At 62.8% G+C, this 16,436-nt stretch carries 10 protein-coding genes and 2 rRNA genes; 10 read left to right on the forward strand and 2 right to left on the reverse strand.

The window, feature by feature from the left end:
• The first annotated feature begins 121 nt into the window (after window positions 1–121).
• From gatA to SH602x_RS01995, 3 genes are all read left to right on the forward strand, one after another.
• The gene (gene gatA, locus SH602x_RS01985; RefSeq protein ID WP_479475211.1) at window positions 122–1,672 is read left to right on the forward strand and encodes an Asp-tRNA(Asn)/Glu-tRNA(Gln) amidotransferase subunit GatA; all 1,551 of its coding nucleotides are present in this window, start codon (window positions 122–124) and stop codon (window positions 1,670–1,672) included.
• Between the two features lie 79 nt (window positions 1,673–1,751).
• A complete protein-coding gene (gene gatB / locus SH602x_RS01990) occupies window positions 1,752–3,269 on the forward strand; it encodes an Asp-tRNA(Asn)/Glu-tRNA(Gln) amidotransferase subunit GatB (protein ID WP_479477086.1) in 1,518 nt (505 codons plus the stop codon).
• Between the two features lie 77 nt (window positions 3,270–3,346).
• Window positions 3,347–4,141, forward strand: coding sequence for an SAM hydrolase/SAM-dependent halogenase family protein (locus SH602x_RS01995; protein ID WP_479475212.1), 795 nt, complete (start codon window positions 3,347–3,349; stop codon window positions 4,139–4,141).
• 165 nt (window positions 4,142–4,306) lie between these two features.
• Here SH602x_RS01995 and SH602x_RS02000 read toward each other — a convergent pair whose 3' ends face one another.
• A complete protein-coding gene (locus tag SH602x_RS02000) occupies window positions 4,307–5,773 on the reverse strand; it encodes an arylsulfatase B (protein ID WP_479475213.1) in 1,467 nt (488 codons plus the stop codon).
• A gap of 208 nt (window positions 5,774–5,981) precedes the next feature.
• On the opposite strand from SH602x_RS02000, the gene bioA reads away from it, so the two are divergent.
• On the forward strand, window positions 5,982–7,349 hold the full coding sequence (gene bioA / locus SH602x_RS02005) for an adenosylmethionine--8-amino-7-oxononanoate transaminase (protein WP_479475214.1): 1,368 nt from the start codon (window positions 5,982–5,984) through the stop codon (window positions 7,347–7,349).
• A 113-nt stretch (window positions 7,350–7,462) separates the two neighbouring features.
• On the forward strand, window positions 7,463–8,164 hold the full coding sequence (locus tag SH602x_RS02010; protein WP_479475215.1) for a phospholipase D-like domain-containing protein: 702 nt from the start codon (window positions 7,463–7,465) through the stop codon (window positions 8,162–8,164).
• Window positions 8,165–8,187: 23 nt separating this feature from the next.
• Here the strand turns inward: SH602x_RS02010 and SH602x_RS02015 are convergent, their stop codons facing one another.
• A complete protein-coding gene (locus SH602x_RS02015) occupies window positions 8,188–9,093 on the reverse strand; it encodes a carbon-nitrogen hydrolase family protein (RefSeq protein ID WP_479475216.1) in 906 nt (301 codons plus the stop codon).
• Between the two features lie 278 nt (window positions 9,094–9,371).
• Between SH602x_RS02015 and SH602x_RS02020 the strand changes: the two genes are divergently transcribed.
• The 5 genes from SH602x_RS02020 (at window position 9,372) to SH602x_RS02040 (ending at window position 16,425) form a co-directional block, all read left to right on the forward strand.
• Window positions 9,372–9,842 carry a hypothetical protein gene (locus SH602x_RS02020; protein ID WP_479475217.1) on the forward strand — a complete coding sequence of 157 codons (471 nt, stop codon included), beginning with the start codon at window positions 9,372–9,374 and terminating at the stop codon, window positions 9,840–9,842.
• Between the two features lie 823 nt (window positions 9,843–10,665).
• A 23S ribosomal RNA gene (locus SH602x_RS02025) occupies window positions 10,666–13,523 on the forward strand.
• Window positions 13,524–13,714: 191 nt separating this feature from the next.
• Window positions 13,715–13,822 (forward strand): 5S ribosomal RNA (gene rrf / locus SH602x_RS02030).
• A 277-nt stretch (window positions 13,823–14,099) separates the two neighbouring features.
• A complete protein-coding gene (gene argB / locus SH602x_RS02035) occupies window positions 14,100–14,978 on the forward strand; it encodes an acetylglutamate kinase (protein ID WP_479477087.1) in 879 nt (292 codons plus the stop codon).
• A 244-nt stretch (window positions 14,979–15,222) separates the two neighbouring features.
• Entirely contained in the window at window positions 15,223–16,425 is a 1,203-nt protein-coding gene (locus tag SH602x_RS02040) for an aspartate aminotransferase family protein (protein WP_479475218.1), read from the forward strand.
• Window positions 16,426–16,436: the final 11 nt, after the last annotated feature.

The raw sequence follows: 16,436 nt of genomic DNA on the forward strand, positions 1-16,436 counted from the left end.
CGGTCCTTCGCATTGTCTGAGCGGGGGACGTGAGTCCCCCGAGTTCTCGGCACGATCGATCGGTTCAGACTCGGGGGATTAACATCCCCCGCTCAGGAATCTGTTCGCTTAGCGTTTCCGCATGACTAACGACCCCACGCAACTCTCCCTCGTCCAGCAGCGACACGGCAAAGCCGGCTCGTCGCAACTCGTCTCCGCAGCGCTCGAGCGGATCGGACGACTGGATAAAGCGCTCGGCGCGTTCGTGTCCGTGGATCAGGACGCGTACGAGCGGGCTTGCGCCGTGGAGGATCGTCGAGGAGGAACTCCCGGCCCGCTTACCGGCGTGCCGGTCGCGGTGAAAGACAACATCTGCCGGAAGGATCGCCTGACGACCTGCGCTTCGCGGATGCTGTCGAACTTCCGCCCGCCGTACGACGCGACGGTGGTTCAGAAGCTCGAAGCCCAGCACGCGGTCATCGTCGGCGCGACGAATCTCGACGAGTTCGCGATGGGGAGTTCGACGGAGAACTCCGCCGTACGCGTCACGCGCAATCCGTGGGATCCGACGCGCATTCCCGGCGGATCGAGCGGCGGATCGGCTGCCGCCGTGGCGGCTCGGTTCGTTCCGCTCGCGCTCGGCAGCGACACGGGCGGATCGATTCGTCAGCCCGCGGCTCACTGCGGCGTGGTCGGTCTCAAGCCGACGTACGGGCGCGTCAGTCGCTACGGCCTGGTCGCGTTCGCGAGCAGCCTGGACCAGATCGGCGTCTTCACGCGAACGGTGACCGACGCTGCCGTCGGCCTGCAGGCGATCGCGGGCTCCGACTCGCACGACGCGACGTGTTCTCCGGACTCGCCGCCCGACTACCTGGCGGACCTCGACAAGCCGCTCGATGGCCTGCGGATCGGCGTCGTCGAAGAGCGTCTGGGCGAAGGGCTCGACGAAGAACTGCGTGCGAGCTTCGACGAGTCGATCGCCGCGCTGAAGGATCGAGGAGCGAAGATCGTTCGCGTCTCGCTTCCCCGGCAGAAGTACGGGATCGCGGCCTATTACGTCATCGCCTCGAGCGAAGCCTCGAGCAATCTGGGGCGTTACGACGGCATTCGCTACGGCTTCCGCGCCGACGAGCGCGAGACGCTGGAGCGCCTGGCCGAGGAACGCAAGGCGCTCGAAGCGACGGGCGACGCGAAGAAGCTCGATGCGCTCGATTCGGCGCTCGTGCGGATGTATCGCGAGACCCGCTCGCAGGGCTTCGGCACGGAGGTCAAGCGGCGGATCATGCTCGGCACGTTCGCCCTCAGCGCCGGGTACTTCGACCAGTACTACATGCAGGCCGCGAAGGTCCGCCGGCTGATCCGCCAGGACTACGAACAGGCGTTCGCGAACTGCGACGTATTGGCGGGTCCCGTGACGCCGACCGCCGCGTTCAAGATCGGCGAACGAGTCGACGATCCGCTCGCCATGTACCTCAGCGATCTCTACACCGTCGGGGCCAATCTCTCCGGCGTGCCGGCCCTCTCGGTTCCTGCCGGATTCACGAAGAGCGGCCTGCCCGTCGGTCTGCACCTGGAAGCGCCCTGGTTCGCCGAGGCGAGGTTGCTGCAAGCCGCCCGGGCCTTCGAAACGACGACCGACGCGGGAACGAAGTCGCCGAACGACGAAGCCCTGGCGGCGCTCGCGACGTCGTAGTCTTCGTAGGTCAGGCATTGCCTGACGGCTATCGGTTGAGGGCGTGGACGGCTCTGTTGCGGATCCTGTCAGGCAATGCCTGACCTACAAAAGCCTGAGCGAGATGACCGACCTTCCTTACGAAATCGTGATCGGGCTGGAAGTCCACGTGCAGCTCGCGACGCGGGGGAAGCTCTTCTCGCGCGTCTCGACGAAGTTCGGCGCCGAGCCGAACACGCAGACCAGCCCCGTCTGCATCGGCATGCCAGGCACGCTCCCCGTGATGAACCGGGAGGCGTTTCGGCTGGCGACGATCGTCGGCCTCGCGCTGAACTGCGAGATGCCGCCGGTGACGCGTTGGGATCGCAAGCACTACTACTATCCTGATCTTCCCAAGGCGTATCAGATCAGCCAGTTCGATCTGCCGCTGAACGGCGAAGGCTGGCTCGACATCGTCGATCCCGACGGCGCCTTCGAGCCGAAGCGGGTCCGCATCCGCCGGGCGCACCTTGAAGAGGATGCCGGCAAGAGCTCGCACGACGAGAAGCGCCGCACCGCCGACAGCCGGATCGATCTCAACCGCGCGGGCACTCCGCTGCTGGAGATCGTGACCGAGCCCGATATGCGCTCCCCTGCCGAGGCGGCGGTTTTTCTGGACGAACTGAAGCTGCTGCTGTCGTATCTCGCGGTCTCCGACTGCAACATGCAGGAGGGGAGCCTTCGCGTCGACGCGAACGTCAACCTGCACATTCACCAAGGTGGCGAGCCGGCGATCGGTACGCCGATCGTAGAGATCAAAAATCTGAATTCGTTTCGCGGCGTCGAGCGAGCGATCGCTTACGAGGCGACAAGGCAGTTTGAAGCCTGGCTAGAAGACGGAAAAACGATTCACGACGCTCCGAAGCAGACCCGCGGCTGGGACGACGGCGCTCAGGTGACGCGACTGCAAAGGGCGAAGGAAGAGTCGAGCGACTACCGTTACTTCCCCGATCCCGATCTTCCGCCGGCGGTCGTCTCGCCCGCCGATCTCGACCGGCTGCGTTGCAACCTCGGCGAGCTGCCGCAGGCGCTGCGCGACCGCCTGCAGTCGCAGTACGCCCTGCCCCGCTACGACGCGAGCGTGATGGTGAATCAGGGGCGGGCGTTCGTCGCCTACTTCGAGGACGTCGCCGCCCAGTCGGGCGATCCCCGTCGGGCAGCGAACTGGATGCAGCAGGAAATCCTGAAGACGCTGAACGAGACCGGCGCCTCGTTCGAATCGCTCGCGATCCCGGCGAAGGAACTGGCCGCGCTGATCGGGAAGCAGACCGTCGGCGAACTCGATTCGTCGAAGGCGAAGGAGGTCTTCGCGTTCCTCCTGGAGAAGGGGGGCACGATCGAGCAGGCGATCGACGCGCTCGGCTTCGTCGCCGTCGACCGGAGCGAGTTGCAGGCGCTCTGCGAGGAACTGGTCGCCGCCAATCCGAAGGTCATCGAGGAATACTCGAAGGGCAAACTGCAGTCGGTCGGCGCTCTCGTCGGTCAGGCGAAGAAGCGGAATCCCAACGTCTCCCCCGGCGACGTGAAGGATATCTGCCTCGCCATCGTGCAGAGAATCCTCTCTGAGCGGGGGGCGTGAACCCCCCGAGTCTGGATCTTTCGTCGCGCTGAAGCCTCGGGGGACTTTCGTCCCCCGCTCAGGGATTGTTCCTGCCGATGCCCTCGCCCGCGATCGTCACGCTGACCACCGATTTCGGCGCCGGGAGTTCCTACGTCGGCGAGTTGAAGGGGAGCCTTCTCTGCGGCGCCCCGCACGCGAACATCGTCGACCTGTTCCACGGCATCGCTCCCCAGAACGTCAGGGAAGGAGCGATCCGCCTGGAGTCGTGCTTCGTCTTTCCGCCCGGGACGATTCACGTCGCGGTCGTCGATCCCGGCGTCGGCGCCGGTCGGGCCGTCTTGTTCGCCCGCATCCGCGAACACCTCTTCATCGCGCCCGATAACGGGCTGCTTTCCTGGATCGGTCCGCCCGACGCGATTCAGGAACTGCGGCGGATCGAGAATCGTTCGCTCTTTCGATCGACCGTTTGCAGGACCTTCGAAGGTCGCGACGTGATGGCGCCGGTCGCCGCGGCGCTGGCACGAGGCTTTTCGTCGAAGGATCTCGGCCCCGCGACGACGGAGATGGTTCGCCTCGACTTTCCTCATCCGGTACGCGACGGAGACGAACTGTTCGGAGAGGTTCTGTTCGTCGATCACTACGGCAACGCCGTGACCGATATCCGTCGGTCGCACGTCAGCCCGGGCCGTCGCGTCGCGCTCGGTCAGGTCGCCGGCGTCGTCTGCCATCGCTTCGTCGAGACCTACGCCCAAGCGCCGGCGGGCGAATTCGTCATGCTCTTCGGCTCCGGCGATCGCCTCGAATTCGCGGTCGTCAACGGCTCCGCCGCCTCCGTCAACGGTCTGCGTGCCGGAGACCGCGTACGCGTGCGAGTCGCCGCCTCGTCGTAGCGTGTCCTTCTTCGCAGGGTGCGGATCGCAGCGCTTTGCAGTCGCACTGACTTGCGAAAAACCATCGCCCAGAAGATTCGTTACCGAACTGCTTCGCGGCTTCGCTAGCCGCGCCATCGCTTTTGGAGGTTGCGAGAACGGCAATCATCGAGCCGTCGCAATTCTTTATGGCAGAGCCGGCTTTTCGGTCGGTAAGCCCATGTCGATGTTGTAGCCAGGGTCGAGCAACGTCTCGCCTTGAAAGCCCAAGTAGTCGACCTGGGATTTCAGCCACTCGCTGGGTTTCTGCTCCTGCGCGTAGCGGAGCAATCGGACTTCGAGGTCCTTTACGACCTCCGGGTTTTCCTCGGCGACGTTCTCCTGTTCGCCAGGATCCCTCGACAGATCGAAAAGCTCAGTCTTCCCGGGCAGAAGAGCGATTTTGATCAGCTTCCACTTCCCCTTTCGGATGGCCCCGCGAAACGCCTCCACGTTGATCAGGATATCTTCGTGCGGCGATTCGCCTCCTCGGGAAATGGCAGCCGTCGCGTCCTTGCCGTCGAACGGATGAGCGGGATCGCCCTGACCGCCCGCGATCGCGAGGATCGTGGGCATGAGATCGACATGATGCAGCGGTTCGTGCACGACTGCCGGCTTCAGCTTCGCCGGCCAGTTGACGATCGCCGGTAACCGAACGCCTCCCTCGTGAAGTCCTCCCTTTCCGCCGGAAAACGGAGCGTTCGAGCAGGGCGGCGGCGCTCCGACTTCCTCGGCCCGCTCCTCCGGCGAGCGGGCGCCGGTCGCGAAGAGCGAACTCGTAGCCCCGCCGTTGTCGGTCGTAAAGAAGATAAGCGTGTCGTCTCGCATCCCTTCGTTCTCGAGCGTCGCGACGATTCGGCCGACCTGAGCGTCAAGGCCGGTGATCATCGCTGCGTAGGTCCGCTGGCCAGCGTCGTCGAATACGTCACCGTAGGCGTCGATCTGCTCCTGCGGAGCCTGGTAAGGGGCGTGCGGAGCCAGTGACGCGAAGTAGAGAAACATCGGCTTCGCTGGATCGTGCCTTTCGATCAGTCGAACGGCCTCGTCTCCGATGAGTTCGGTGAAGTAACCGTCCTCCCGCAGAAACTCGCCGTTCCGTTGCCAATCGACGACTCCGCCGCGTTCCTTCTTGAAGTAATCCACCTCCCCGATGAGATTGCCGTAGAAATGGTCGAACCCTCGGCTGAGCGGCCAGAACTTCTTGTCGGCGTGTCCCAGGTGCCACTTGCCCACCATGTACGTGGCGTAGCCTACTTCCTTCAATGACTGAGGAAGCGTCATCTCTTCGGTCGGCAGGCCGTACTTGTGACTCGGAAAGATCACGAGGGTCTGCAAGCCGTGTCGCATGGGATAACGTCCGGTCATCAGCGCCGCACGGGCAGGCGTACAGACCGGCAATCCGTAGTACGATTCGAGCCGTACGCCTGTCTTCGCCAGGGCATCGAGGTTCGGCGTTCGGATCTTGCTGCCGCGGTATCCCAGATCCGCATTACCCAGATCGTCCGCCAAGATCACGATGACATGGGGTTGCTTCGCCGACAGCGACGGAACGACGGCGAGCCCGATCCATGCGAGCGCGAACCACAGAATGCGAAACTGGCTGCTGTTCGACATGGGTCTTCAGGAAGAGAAAGTCGGCAACGTGTCCGAGTCGCGCGGAACGCATGTCCGCGCGGAAGAATGCGCGCCAATCTAGCTCGTCGAACTCATCGACGCCATTTTTTCGAGCATCTTCCCGCTAACTTCGACGCTTCCTCGCATTCGATAATCGAGAGAACGACCGACGCTTCGACGCCGTAACCCTCCGAAAAAGTCCGTGCGTATGAACCGTGTCTCGTCCCTCTCCCCTTCCGCCCTCCGTGACTGGGATCGCCGGCATGTCTGGCATGCGTTCACCCAGATGCAGGAGTACGAACCCTTCATCGTCGAACGGGCGGAGGGTTGCCGCCTGACCGACGTCGGCGGGAACGTCTACCTCGACGGCGTAAGCAGCCTGTGGTGCAACATTCACGGGCACCGGCATCCGAAGCTTGACGCCGCCGTCATTGATCAGCTCGGGAAGATCGCCCACTTCACCAACCTGGGGGGCAGCAATCCCACGACGATCGCCTTCGCCAGGCGACTGGTCGAGATCGCTCCGCCCGGCCTGGAGCACGTTTTCTTCTCCGACAGCGGCGCCTCGGCGGTCGAGGTCGCGCTGAAGATGGCGTTCCAGTACTGGCAGCAGACGCCCACGCCGCAGCCGCAGAAGACGAAGTTCCTCGCCCTCGACGAGGCCTACCACGGCGACACCATCGGCAGCGTCTCGGTCGGCGCCGTCGATCAGTTCCATGCGACGTTCCGCCCCCTGCTCTTCGAGACCTACCGCGCTCCCGCTCCCGATACCTATCGCCTGCCGCCGGGCGTGACGCAGGAGTCGGCAGCCGGGCATTACCTGGCCGCGGCGGAGCGGGTTCTGGCGGAGCATGCCGACACGATCGCCGGCGTCATCGTCGAACCGCTGGTCCAGGGCGCCGCGGGGATGATCATGCACCCGCCCGGCTACCTGGCTGGCCTTCGCGCGCTGACGAAGAAGTACGGCACGCTGCTGATCGCCGACGAGGTCGCCGTCGGCTTCGGTCGCACGGGGACCATGTTCGCCTGCGAGCAGGAGCAGGTGACGCCCGATATTCTGTGCCTCGGCAAAGGGATCACCGCGGGCTACCTGCCGGTCGCGGCGACGCTGGCGACGGACGAGGTCTATTCCACGTTCCTCGGCACGTACGCCAGCTCGCGGACCTTCTTTCACGGCCACACCTACGGAGGCAACCCGCTCGGCTGCGCGGTCGGTCTCGCGTCGCTCGACGTCTTCGAGGAGGAACGGACGCTCGAACGCCTCGGTCCGAAGATCGACCTGATGCGGGAGCGTCTGCTGGAGATCGCTGGCCTGCCGCATGTCGGCCATGTTCGCCAGTGCGGCTTCATCGGGGCGATCGAACTGGTTCGCGACGTCGAGACGCGCGAGCCCTTCCCCTGGCAGGAACGCCGTGGCTACCGCGTCTGCGAGGAGGCGCTGCGGCACGGCGTCTGGATTCGCCCGCTGGGGAACGTCATTATCGTGATGCCTCCCCTGGCGATCGAGGCCGACGATCTCGATCAGATCTTCGACGCCGTCGAATACGGCATCGCGGCCGCGACGAAGAACGGGTGACGCCTCTAAGTCTCAGGCCAGCGGGGGACGGAAGTCCCCCGAGTCCGTCGACGGGACCGACAGGTTCCGACGAGCCCCGATCTATGCGGCACGACTCAGGGCCGTCTCATCCCATGGCGAACTCCCGCGAACTCGAAGACCTGCTCCGCCGATCGTTCGACGATCGCAAGCTGACGCGGGACGAACGGAGCGAGTTCGAACGTCTCTATCACGATTCCGCTCCCGATCCGAACCTCCGCGACCGACTCATCGCGCTGGCATTCACGCTCTTTCGCGCAGAGCTTTCGGACGCGGCGGACCTCGAAGCGAGCGAATGGCTCAAACGCGTCGTCCGCGCGATGCTCCCGAAACAGGAGCCTGACGGTTCATCGCGCGAAGCGGACGTCGCCGAGGCTTGTTTCAGCGAGCGGCACGACTGCGCGAAGCGACTGGTGCGGTTGCTCGACGGCGCTCGCGGCTCGATCGACGTCTGCGTCTTCACGATCACGCACGACGACCTCTCCGACGCGATCCTGCGGGCGGTCGCGCGCGGCGTCGCGGTGCGACTGATCACCGACGACGTCAAGGCGACCGATACGGGCTCTGACATCGAACGCCTGAGACACGGCGGCGTCGACGTGCGGATGGACCGCTCGCGGTACCACATGCACCACAAGTTCGCGATCTTCGACCGCCGGGCGCTCCTCACGGGCAGCTTCAACTGGACCCGCGGCGCCGCGATGAACAATGCCGAGAACTTCGTTCTGCTCAGCGACCGGCGCCTGCTCGATCAGTTTCAGGGTGAATTCGAATTGCTGTGGAAGGCGCTGAAGTAGGCCGCCCCCGCGGGTGAGGCGCCTCAGCTCTCCGTCAGGTTCGCTTCCTCCGCCGTCTCGACCACGAAGGGCTGCGGCGCGACGATCGGGTCGTACATCTCGGGGCGACGGTCGGCGACGCGATCGATCACGTGCAGGCCGGGGACGCGGACGATCCGCTTGTTCCGTGCGAGCGCCAGGTCGACCTCGTACGTGAAGCTCTCTTCGCCGATCCCCTCGGTCTTCGCCAGGACCGTGCCGTCCAGTCCGCAGAGCTGGCTCCTGCCGATGAAGCCGAAGCCCCGCTCTTCGCCCGCCCGGTTCACCGCCAGGTAGAAGACGTTGTTCTCCAGCGCTCGCGTGGGGATCGCATGCTCGGCCAGCGTCTCGGCGCCCCGCGGCCAGTTCGTCGGCAGCACGATCAGGTCGGCCCCGGCGAGCGCCAGGATCCGCGACGACTCCGGGAAGCCCGAGTCGTAACAGATGTTGAGGCCCACCCGCACGCCCCGCCAGTCATGCACGACGAAGGGACGGTTTCCGGGCGTCGCGAAGCGGTCGATGCCCAGGTACGGCAGGTGGATCTTGCGATAGGCGCCCAGCAAGCCCGCGGGCGAAACCAGAACGCAGGCGTTGTAGATCGCGCCCCCCTCGCGCTCGAGCAGGCCGAAGACGATCGCGGCTCCGGTTTCTCGCGCGACCTCGATCATTCGACCCGTCGCGCTGTCCGGAGCGGGCGCTTCGCCATGGGCGGGAATGGGCTCGGCGTAGGGAAGCGCCTCTTCGAGCGAGTCGAAGCAGTAGCCGGTCGCGGCGCACTCGGGAAACACGACCAGGTCGGAGCCCTCTGCCGCGGCCTTGCGCGTCCACTCGGCCATCCGCTGCAGATTGCGCTCGACGTCCATCAGCGTCACGTCGAACTGCACCGCCGTCAGCTTGCGCGTAGTTCCCATAGCGAATCGCTCTCTCGTCTCTGCTGAGCGGAGGGTGGAAACCCTCCGAGCCTTCAAGCCGTGTCGTGCGTCGGAAAGAGATTTCGTTTGGCGCCCCGGCCCTCCGGTTCTAACGTATCAGGAGGTCGGTTCGTAGCGACCGTAGCGGTTCTGCTGCAGTGCCGGGCGCGCGACGGGCCTCGTGCTTCACGCAACATCGATGTGCACCCTGGAGGGACCTCGCCATGCTCCACTCTGCTCGCTCCCGTCTCGGAAGCGTCCTTCTTCGACCCGCCGTCATGGCGCTGTCTCTCGCTTTCGCCGGGCTGATGACTTGCGAAGTCCAGGCCCAGGTGACGTCCGCGTATCCGGGAGGACCGTTCCTCTACGTCGCGCCGGGCCAGCCGAGCGCTGACCCGGGGCCGCCGATCGCGGCAGGCTGGGAGAAGCTGGGCGACGGCATCGTCGGCAACGAACCTGCCGGACGCACGGGCGTTCGAGCGTTTGAAGCGAAGAACCGTCGTGAAGCGGGCGGCAGCGCGGCGGAGCAGGCTTCGAATCTCGATGTTCGCTTCGTCGCCCATGGCTGGGTCATCGTGTGGGATCGACTCGTCCCGCTGACCGACCTTTCCCGCGACGGTTCGCTCTACACCCTGCATCCGCAGCCGAACGGACGCGTCCGGATCACACTCGACGGGCGCGAGTTGTTCCGCGACGTCTTGTTCGCGGACAAGTATGAACCGGCCCGAACGATCCTCGGAGGAAGGTGAAGAAGCCCTCTTTGATGGGTCGAAAATCGTGGTGAGGCAGGCTCGGCGTGAAGGCGCTAAGCATGCGTAAGTTGTTTGTAGAAAGATGCTTAGCGGCTCGCCTTCCAATGCCGGATCTTTCTTCTCGAAATCTTCGCCGGGCCCCTTGTTCAGGTTTTCGAGATCGATATATTTACCAGTCCCAAGTCGGGGCTGGGAGCCGAGCCGCTCCCCGCGATCTTTGACAATTCAGCAGCGGTGATCGTTGGTATCGAGCGGGTCGCGGAAGCGCGGCGTGCGAGGTCGGCGGTCTCTGGTCATGTCGACGGAATCGTCGAAGCCGTAAGGCTTCGGTGGTGACGGAGTCGGGCTGGGGGTGGTTGATTTCGGCGTCGGGTGGATGCGATCCGCACACGACAAAAAGCGAGCGCCTTGTTTGATTTAAGCGCTGTCCGATTGCAAAAGCCGGACGGCAGTCGATCGGTTCGAAAGGGCCGGGAGGCAGCTTGAATCACTCGAAGGTCTTGCGAAGCCGAGGGTGGCGTCGTCGGTCGTGTTCTTCCGTGAGGAACGGCGGGATCGGTCGGTCGGGTGAAGGAAGGGTCGAAGGACCTGGGCGTCATGCGGTCGAAAACGGCGTGCGAAACGGTTTCGCAGAAATGGCGAGACCCGCCGGGGCTGGTTTCTTCTTGCAGAGGAGAGCTGGTCGCTGGCGTTTTCTGGCGATTCCTTGCGAAGGTCGACTGCGGTCGGTTCTGGTATCGGGGGCGGGTTCTTCGGGGCCTGGTTCTGATATGAGGGTCGAGAGCGGTTCGATTCGGATGCGGGAGCGTGGGAAAATTGCGGTCAAGTTACTAAGGGCGCATGGGGGATGTCTTGGCGTCAGAAGAAGAGGCGTGGAAGTCTGCGAAAAGCCCGGGGGAGCCGACAAACAGGCGCCGATCCCGGGATTCCTCGGATAACCCAGGGAACTGAAACATCTAAGTACCTGGAGGAAGAGAAAGAAAAATCGATTCCGTCAGTAGCGGCGAGCGAAAGCGGAAGAGCCCAAACCGGAAGGGTTTCCCTTCTGGGGTTGTAGGGCCGCACTTTTAGAAGCAGGCGGATAGCGGAACGGTTTGGAAAGGCCGGCCATAGCGGGTGACAGCCCCGTACGCGAAATCCAAGAGCTTCGTGAGCGGTACCTGAGTAGGTCTGGTCACGTGAAACCCAGACTGAATCTACGGGGACCATCCCGTAAGGCTAAATACTCTCTGACGACCGATAGCGAAGAGTAGCGCGAGCGAACGATGAGAAGAACCCCGGCGAGGGGAGGAACGTGAACCTGAAACCATGCGCCTACAAGCGGTCGGAGCCCGATTCTACGGGTGACGGCGTGCCTTTTGCATAATGATCCGGCGAGTTAGCTTCTGCGGCAGGTTAAGACCTTACGGGTCGGAGCCATAGGGAAACCGAGTCTGAATAGGGCGTTAGTCGTAGGGGCTAGACACGAAACTGCGTGAACTACCCATGAGCAGGTTGAAGCGCGGGTTAAACCGCGTGGAGGACCGAACCCACTTGGGTTGAAAACCGAGGGGATGACTTGTGGGGAGGACTGAAAGTGTAATCAAACGCAGAGATAGCTTGTTCTCTCCGAAATATCTTGAGGGGTAGCCTCGAGCCACTACGTGTCGGGGGTAGAGAGACTGAATTGGATGGGGGCTCTTCCCAGGGTACCCCACCGAACCAAACTCCGAATACCGATACGACTATCTCGGGAGTCAGTCCGCGAGGGATAAGCTTCGCGGTCGAGAGGGAAACAACCCAGACCGTCGACTAAGGTCCCCAAGTCCGTCTCAGTCACTAAGGAAGTGGAATTGCAGTGACAGCCAGGATGTTGGCTTAGAAGCAGCCATCATTTAAAAAGTGCGTAACAGCTTACTGGTCGAGCAATTCCGCGCCGATAATGAACGGGAGTAAGTCGGACACCGAAGTCGCGGGCTTGAATCTTCTTCGGAAGAATCAAGCGGTAGGAGAGCGCCGCACGTCAGATACGAGCCGTACCGTAAGGAGCGGTGTTGGGGCGTGCGGGCGATTATGCCGGAATGAGTAACGATAAAGCAGGTGAGAATCCTGCTCGCCGAAAGCCTAAGGTTTCCTGGGGAAGGTAAATCCGCCCAGGGTTAGCCGGTACCTAAGTCGAGGCCGAAAGGCGTAGACGATGGATAGCGGGTTAATATTCCCGCGCCGCCACTGCTTAATACCGATGGGGGGACGGCGTCCAGAAGACGAGCGGTACGACTAGAAATGTCCGTGTACCGAACTGAGCCGGGAGGTAGGTAAATCCGCTTCCGTAAAGCAAGGTTCGGGACCGACCGCGTTGACGATCGGGAAGTCGTCGGAAGGACGTCCAAGAAAAGCCTCTAGGTGAGCATGCGACCGTACTAAAACTGACACAGGTAGGTGAGTCGAGTAGACTAAGGCGCTCGGGAGAATGGTGGTTAAGGAACTCTGCAAAATGACCCCGTAAGTTCGCGATAAGGGGTGCCCTCTGGGGTGAATAGCTCTGGGGGGCCACAGTAAATCGGCTCTAGCGACTGTTTATCAAAAACACAGGACTCTGCCAACTCGCAAGAGGATGTATAGAGTCTGACGCCTGCCCGGTGCCGGTAGGTTAAGGAAGAGGGTTAGCGTAAGCGAAGCTCGCGACCGAAGCCCCGGTAAACGGCGGCCGTAACTATGACGGTCCTAAGGTAGCGAAGTTCCTTGTCGGGTAAGTTCCGACCTGCATGAATGGCGTAACGACTGGAGCACTGTCTCAACCACCAACCCGGTGAAATTGTAGTCGTGGTGAAGATGCCACGTACCCGCGGTCAGACGGAAAGACCCCATGAACCTTTACTGTAGGCTGATATTGGGCTGAGGCATGTTCTGTGTAGGATAGGCGGGAGGCTACGAAGTTCGTGCGCCAGCACGGGCGGAGCCGACGTTGAAATACCGCCCTGAAGATGTCTTAGTTCTAACCCCGCACCGGAAAACCCGACGGGGAACAGTGTCAGTTGGGCAGTTTGACTGGGGCGGTCTCCTCCCAAAGAGTAACGGAGGAGCGCAATGGTACCCTCAGCCCGGTCGGCAATCGGGCAAAGAGCGTAAAGGTAGAAGGGTGCTTGACTGCGAGACTCCTAAGTCGAGCAGATACGAAAGTAGGTCTTAGTGATCCGGTGGTCCCGAATGGAAGGGCCATCGCTCATCAGATAAAAGGTACTCTGGGGATAACAGGCTTATCGCTCCCGAGCGCCCACAGCGGCGGAGCGGTTTGGCACCTCGATGTCGGCTCATCGCATCCTGGGGGTGAAGAAGCTCCCAAGGGTTTGGCTGTTCGCCAATGAAAGCGGTACGTGAGCTGGGTTCAGACCGTCGTGAGACAGGTCGGTCCCTATCTGCCGTGGGCGTACGAAACTTGCGAAGGTTCTTCCCTAGTACGAGAGGACTTGGAAGGACGAACCTCTGGTATCCCAGTTGTCACGCTCGTGGCATGGCTGGATAGCTATGTTCGGAAAGGATAAACGCTGAAAGCATCTAAGCGTGAAGCCCGCTTCAAGATCAGGTTTCGTAAGGACAATGTCCGAAACTCCCCTGGAAGACTACCAGGTCGATAGGCCGGAAGTGCAAACGCAGCAATGCGTGCAGCGAACCGGTACTAACGGAGAAACGCTTGACCGCAATTTTCGAGCGCTCCCGATGACGGCATAGGAATATGCCCAGGGAATCGAGAGAAGGTCGTCTAACGACGACTCGGATCTCGCCTCGCTCGCTGATTGAAGTAATCCGTACTGACGATCCCGCTGCTGAGAATACAAGTCGACGAGAGTCGACATGAGGGCCGACAGGGCTTAACCCCCTGTCGGTCCTTTTCCGGCGATCATATCGAAAAGGAAACACCTGTTCCCGTCCCGAACACAGCAGTTAAGCTTTTCGAGCCGATGATAGCTCCAAAAGAGTGAAAGCAGGTCTCGCCGGATCTTATACAACGAAAGCCTCGCCTGGCTTAAACGCCAGGCGAGGCTTTTTTCGTTGCGCGATGCTCTTGATTATTGTTCGTCCGTCACGCGATCGCTGTGTGGACGGCGAGCGCTTTAACAGAGTGGTTGAGGGCTGTCGAGTTCCACTCGCCTGGGGCGTCGGCAGCTGACTCCGTTGACGGTTGACTCGCGACGCTTACGATGGACCGCTTCGTTTTTCACTTCGGCCCCGCACGTTAGCGCTTCCATGTCTTCTTCCCTGGCGAGCGGCGGGTTTTTGAGCGACGCGATCCGCAAGGCGGACACGCTGATCGAGGCTCTGGGCTGGATCCGCGAGTTCCGCGACAAGACCGCCGTCATCAAGCTGGGCGGCAGCGTTCTGGAGAACGAAGACGCGCTGCGGCATGTCCTGATGGACATCCTCTTCATGGAAACGGTCGGCCTGAACGTCGTCGTCGTCCATGGCGGGGGCGCTGCGATCAGCCGGGCGATGCACGACGCGGGGATCGTTCCGCGGTTCGTGAAGGGGCGCCGGTATACTGATCAGCCTTCGCTCGAGATCGTCGAGCGGATTCTGGCGACGGAGCTGAACGAATTCCTGGCCGCGGAGTTCGAGCATCTCGGCGGTCGGGCGATGAGCTTCAACTTTCGCTCGACGAACGTCCTTTACGGTCAGCGGCTCACGCTGCCCGGCGACGACGGCGAAGCGATCGACCTGGGCTTCGTCGGCGAGGTGAGTCGGGTCGACCGCGCTCCGATCGATGCCATCTGCTACGCGAAGCAGGTTCCCTTCATTCCGTCGATGTGCATCGACGAGTCGGGGCAGAAGTACAACGTCAACGCGGATACCGCAGCGAGCGCGGTCGCCGAAGCGCTGGGCGCCGACAAACTCATCTATTTGAGTGACGTGGCCGGGGTGCTTCGCGACAAGAACGACCCGGAAACGCTGATCAACAGCCTGAACGAAGGCGAGGCTCGGCAACTGATTCGGGACGGGGTCATCGAATCGGGCATGATTCCGAAGGTGGAAGGCTGTCTGCAGACTCTGCATCGGGGCGTCGGCAAGATCCATATCATCGACGGACGGCTGCGGCACTCGCTGTTGCTGGAGATCTTCACCACCCGCGGCGTAGGGACGCAGATCCTGAAGGGTTAGCGACGCTCGTTATCCCGCATCCGCCGAGACTGCGGAAAGTCCGCGCGGCAGGCTCTGTCCGCATTGCGGCGGGAGCCGCTCTGTCGGAAAATAATCCGTTTCCCTGAGCGGCTCGAACCCGCGCTCTTCGGCGCGCGTCTGAGCCGGATCGCGAGCGCTCAGCGACGGAGTCGTTCCCACGGGGGCGGCGGTCCGTCGCGACTTTCGCGTTCGCTGCCGGGAAACACTTCGCCTAGGAATCAGCATGTCGGTCGCCGAAGACGCCGCGACGCAGTCCACGATTCAGCTTTTCAAGGACTACGTCGTTCCCAACTACGTCCGCTACCCGGTCGAACTCGTTCGGGGCGAGGGATCGTACGTCTGGGATCGCGCGGGCGACCGCTATCTCGATTTCTTCCCCGGCTGGGGCTGCAACATCCTGGGCCACTGTCCGCCTAAGGTCGTGCGGGCGGTGCAGGAGCAGGTCGCGACCCTGATCCACGTCCCGAACACGTGGTACACCGAGGTGCAGGGTCGCTGGGCGAAGCTGCTATCGGAGCGGAGCTTCGGCGGGCAGGCCTTCTTCTGCAATTCCGGCGCGGAAGCGAACGAGGCAGCGATCAAGCTCGCCCGGCTGCATACGCCGCCCGACAAGTACAAGATCGTCACGTTTCAGGGGGGCTTTCACGGTCGCACCCTGGGCGCCACCGCTGCGACGGCCCAGCCGAAGTATCACCAGGGCCTCGGCCCGCTGATGGCCGGGTTCAATTACGCCCCCTTCGGCGATCTGGAGGCGGCGAGGAAGCTGGTCGACGACGAGACCTGCGGCATTCTGGTCGAACCGATCCAGGGCGAGGGGGGTATCAAGATCCCGCCCCAGGAGTTCCTGCAGGGACTTCGCGATCTGGCGACCGAGCGGGGCTGCCTGCTGATGTTCGACGAGGTCCAGGCCGGCTTCGGACGGACGGGCGAGTGGTTCGCCTACCAGCATTTCGGCGTCGTGCCCGACGTGATGACGCTGGCGAAGGGGCTCTGCGCGGGGATCGCCGGCGCCGCGTTGCTGACGACCAAAGAGATCGCCCCCAGCCTGCGGCCCGGGATGCATGCCGCGACGTTCGGCGGCAACCCGATCGCCGCTGCCGCCGGCATCGCCGCGATCGAGACGATCGACGAGCAGAATCTGCTGCCCCAGGCCGTTCGTATCGGCGACCTGTTCAAAGAGCGGATGGAAGACCTGAAGAAGCGCTGCTCCCTGATCAAGGACGTCCGCGGCCAGGGCGTGATGATCGGGATCGAACTGTTTTCCGACGGCGTCCCCGTGGTACAGGCCTGCCTCGAAAAGAAGCTGCTGATCAACTGCACGCAGGGTACGGTGATCCGACTGCTGCCCGCGATGACGCTGGAGGACGAGCAGGTCCACGCGGGTTGCGACATCCTGGAGCACGTGCTGCTCGAACGCTCGAAGTAGGGGGAGTTAAT

The sequence above is a fragment of the Lignipirellula cremea genome, assembly GCF_056501455.1.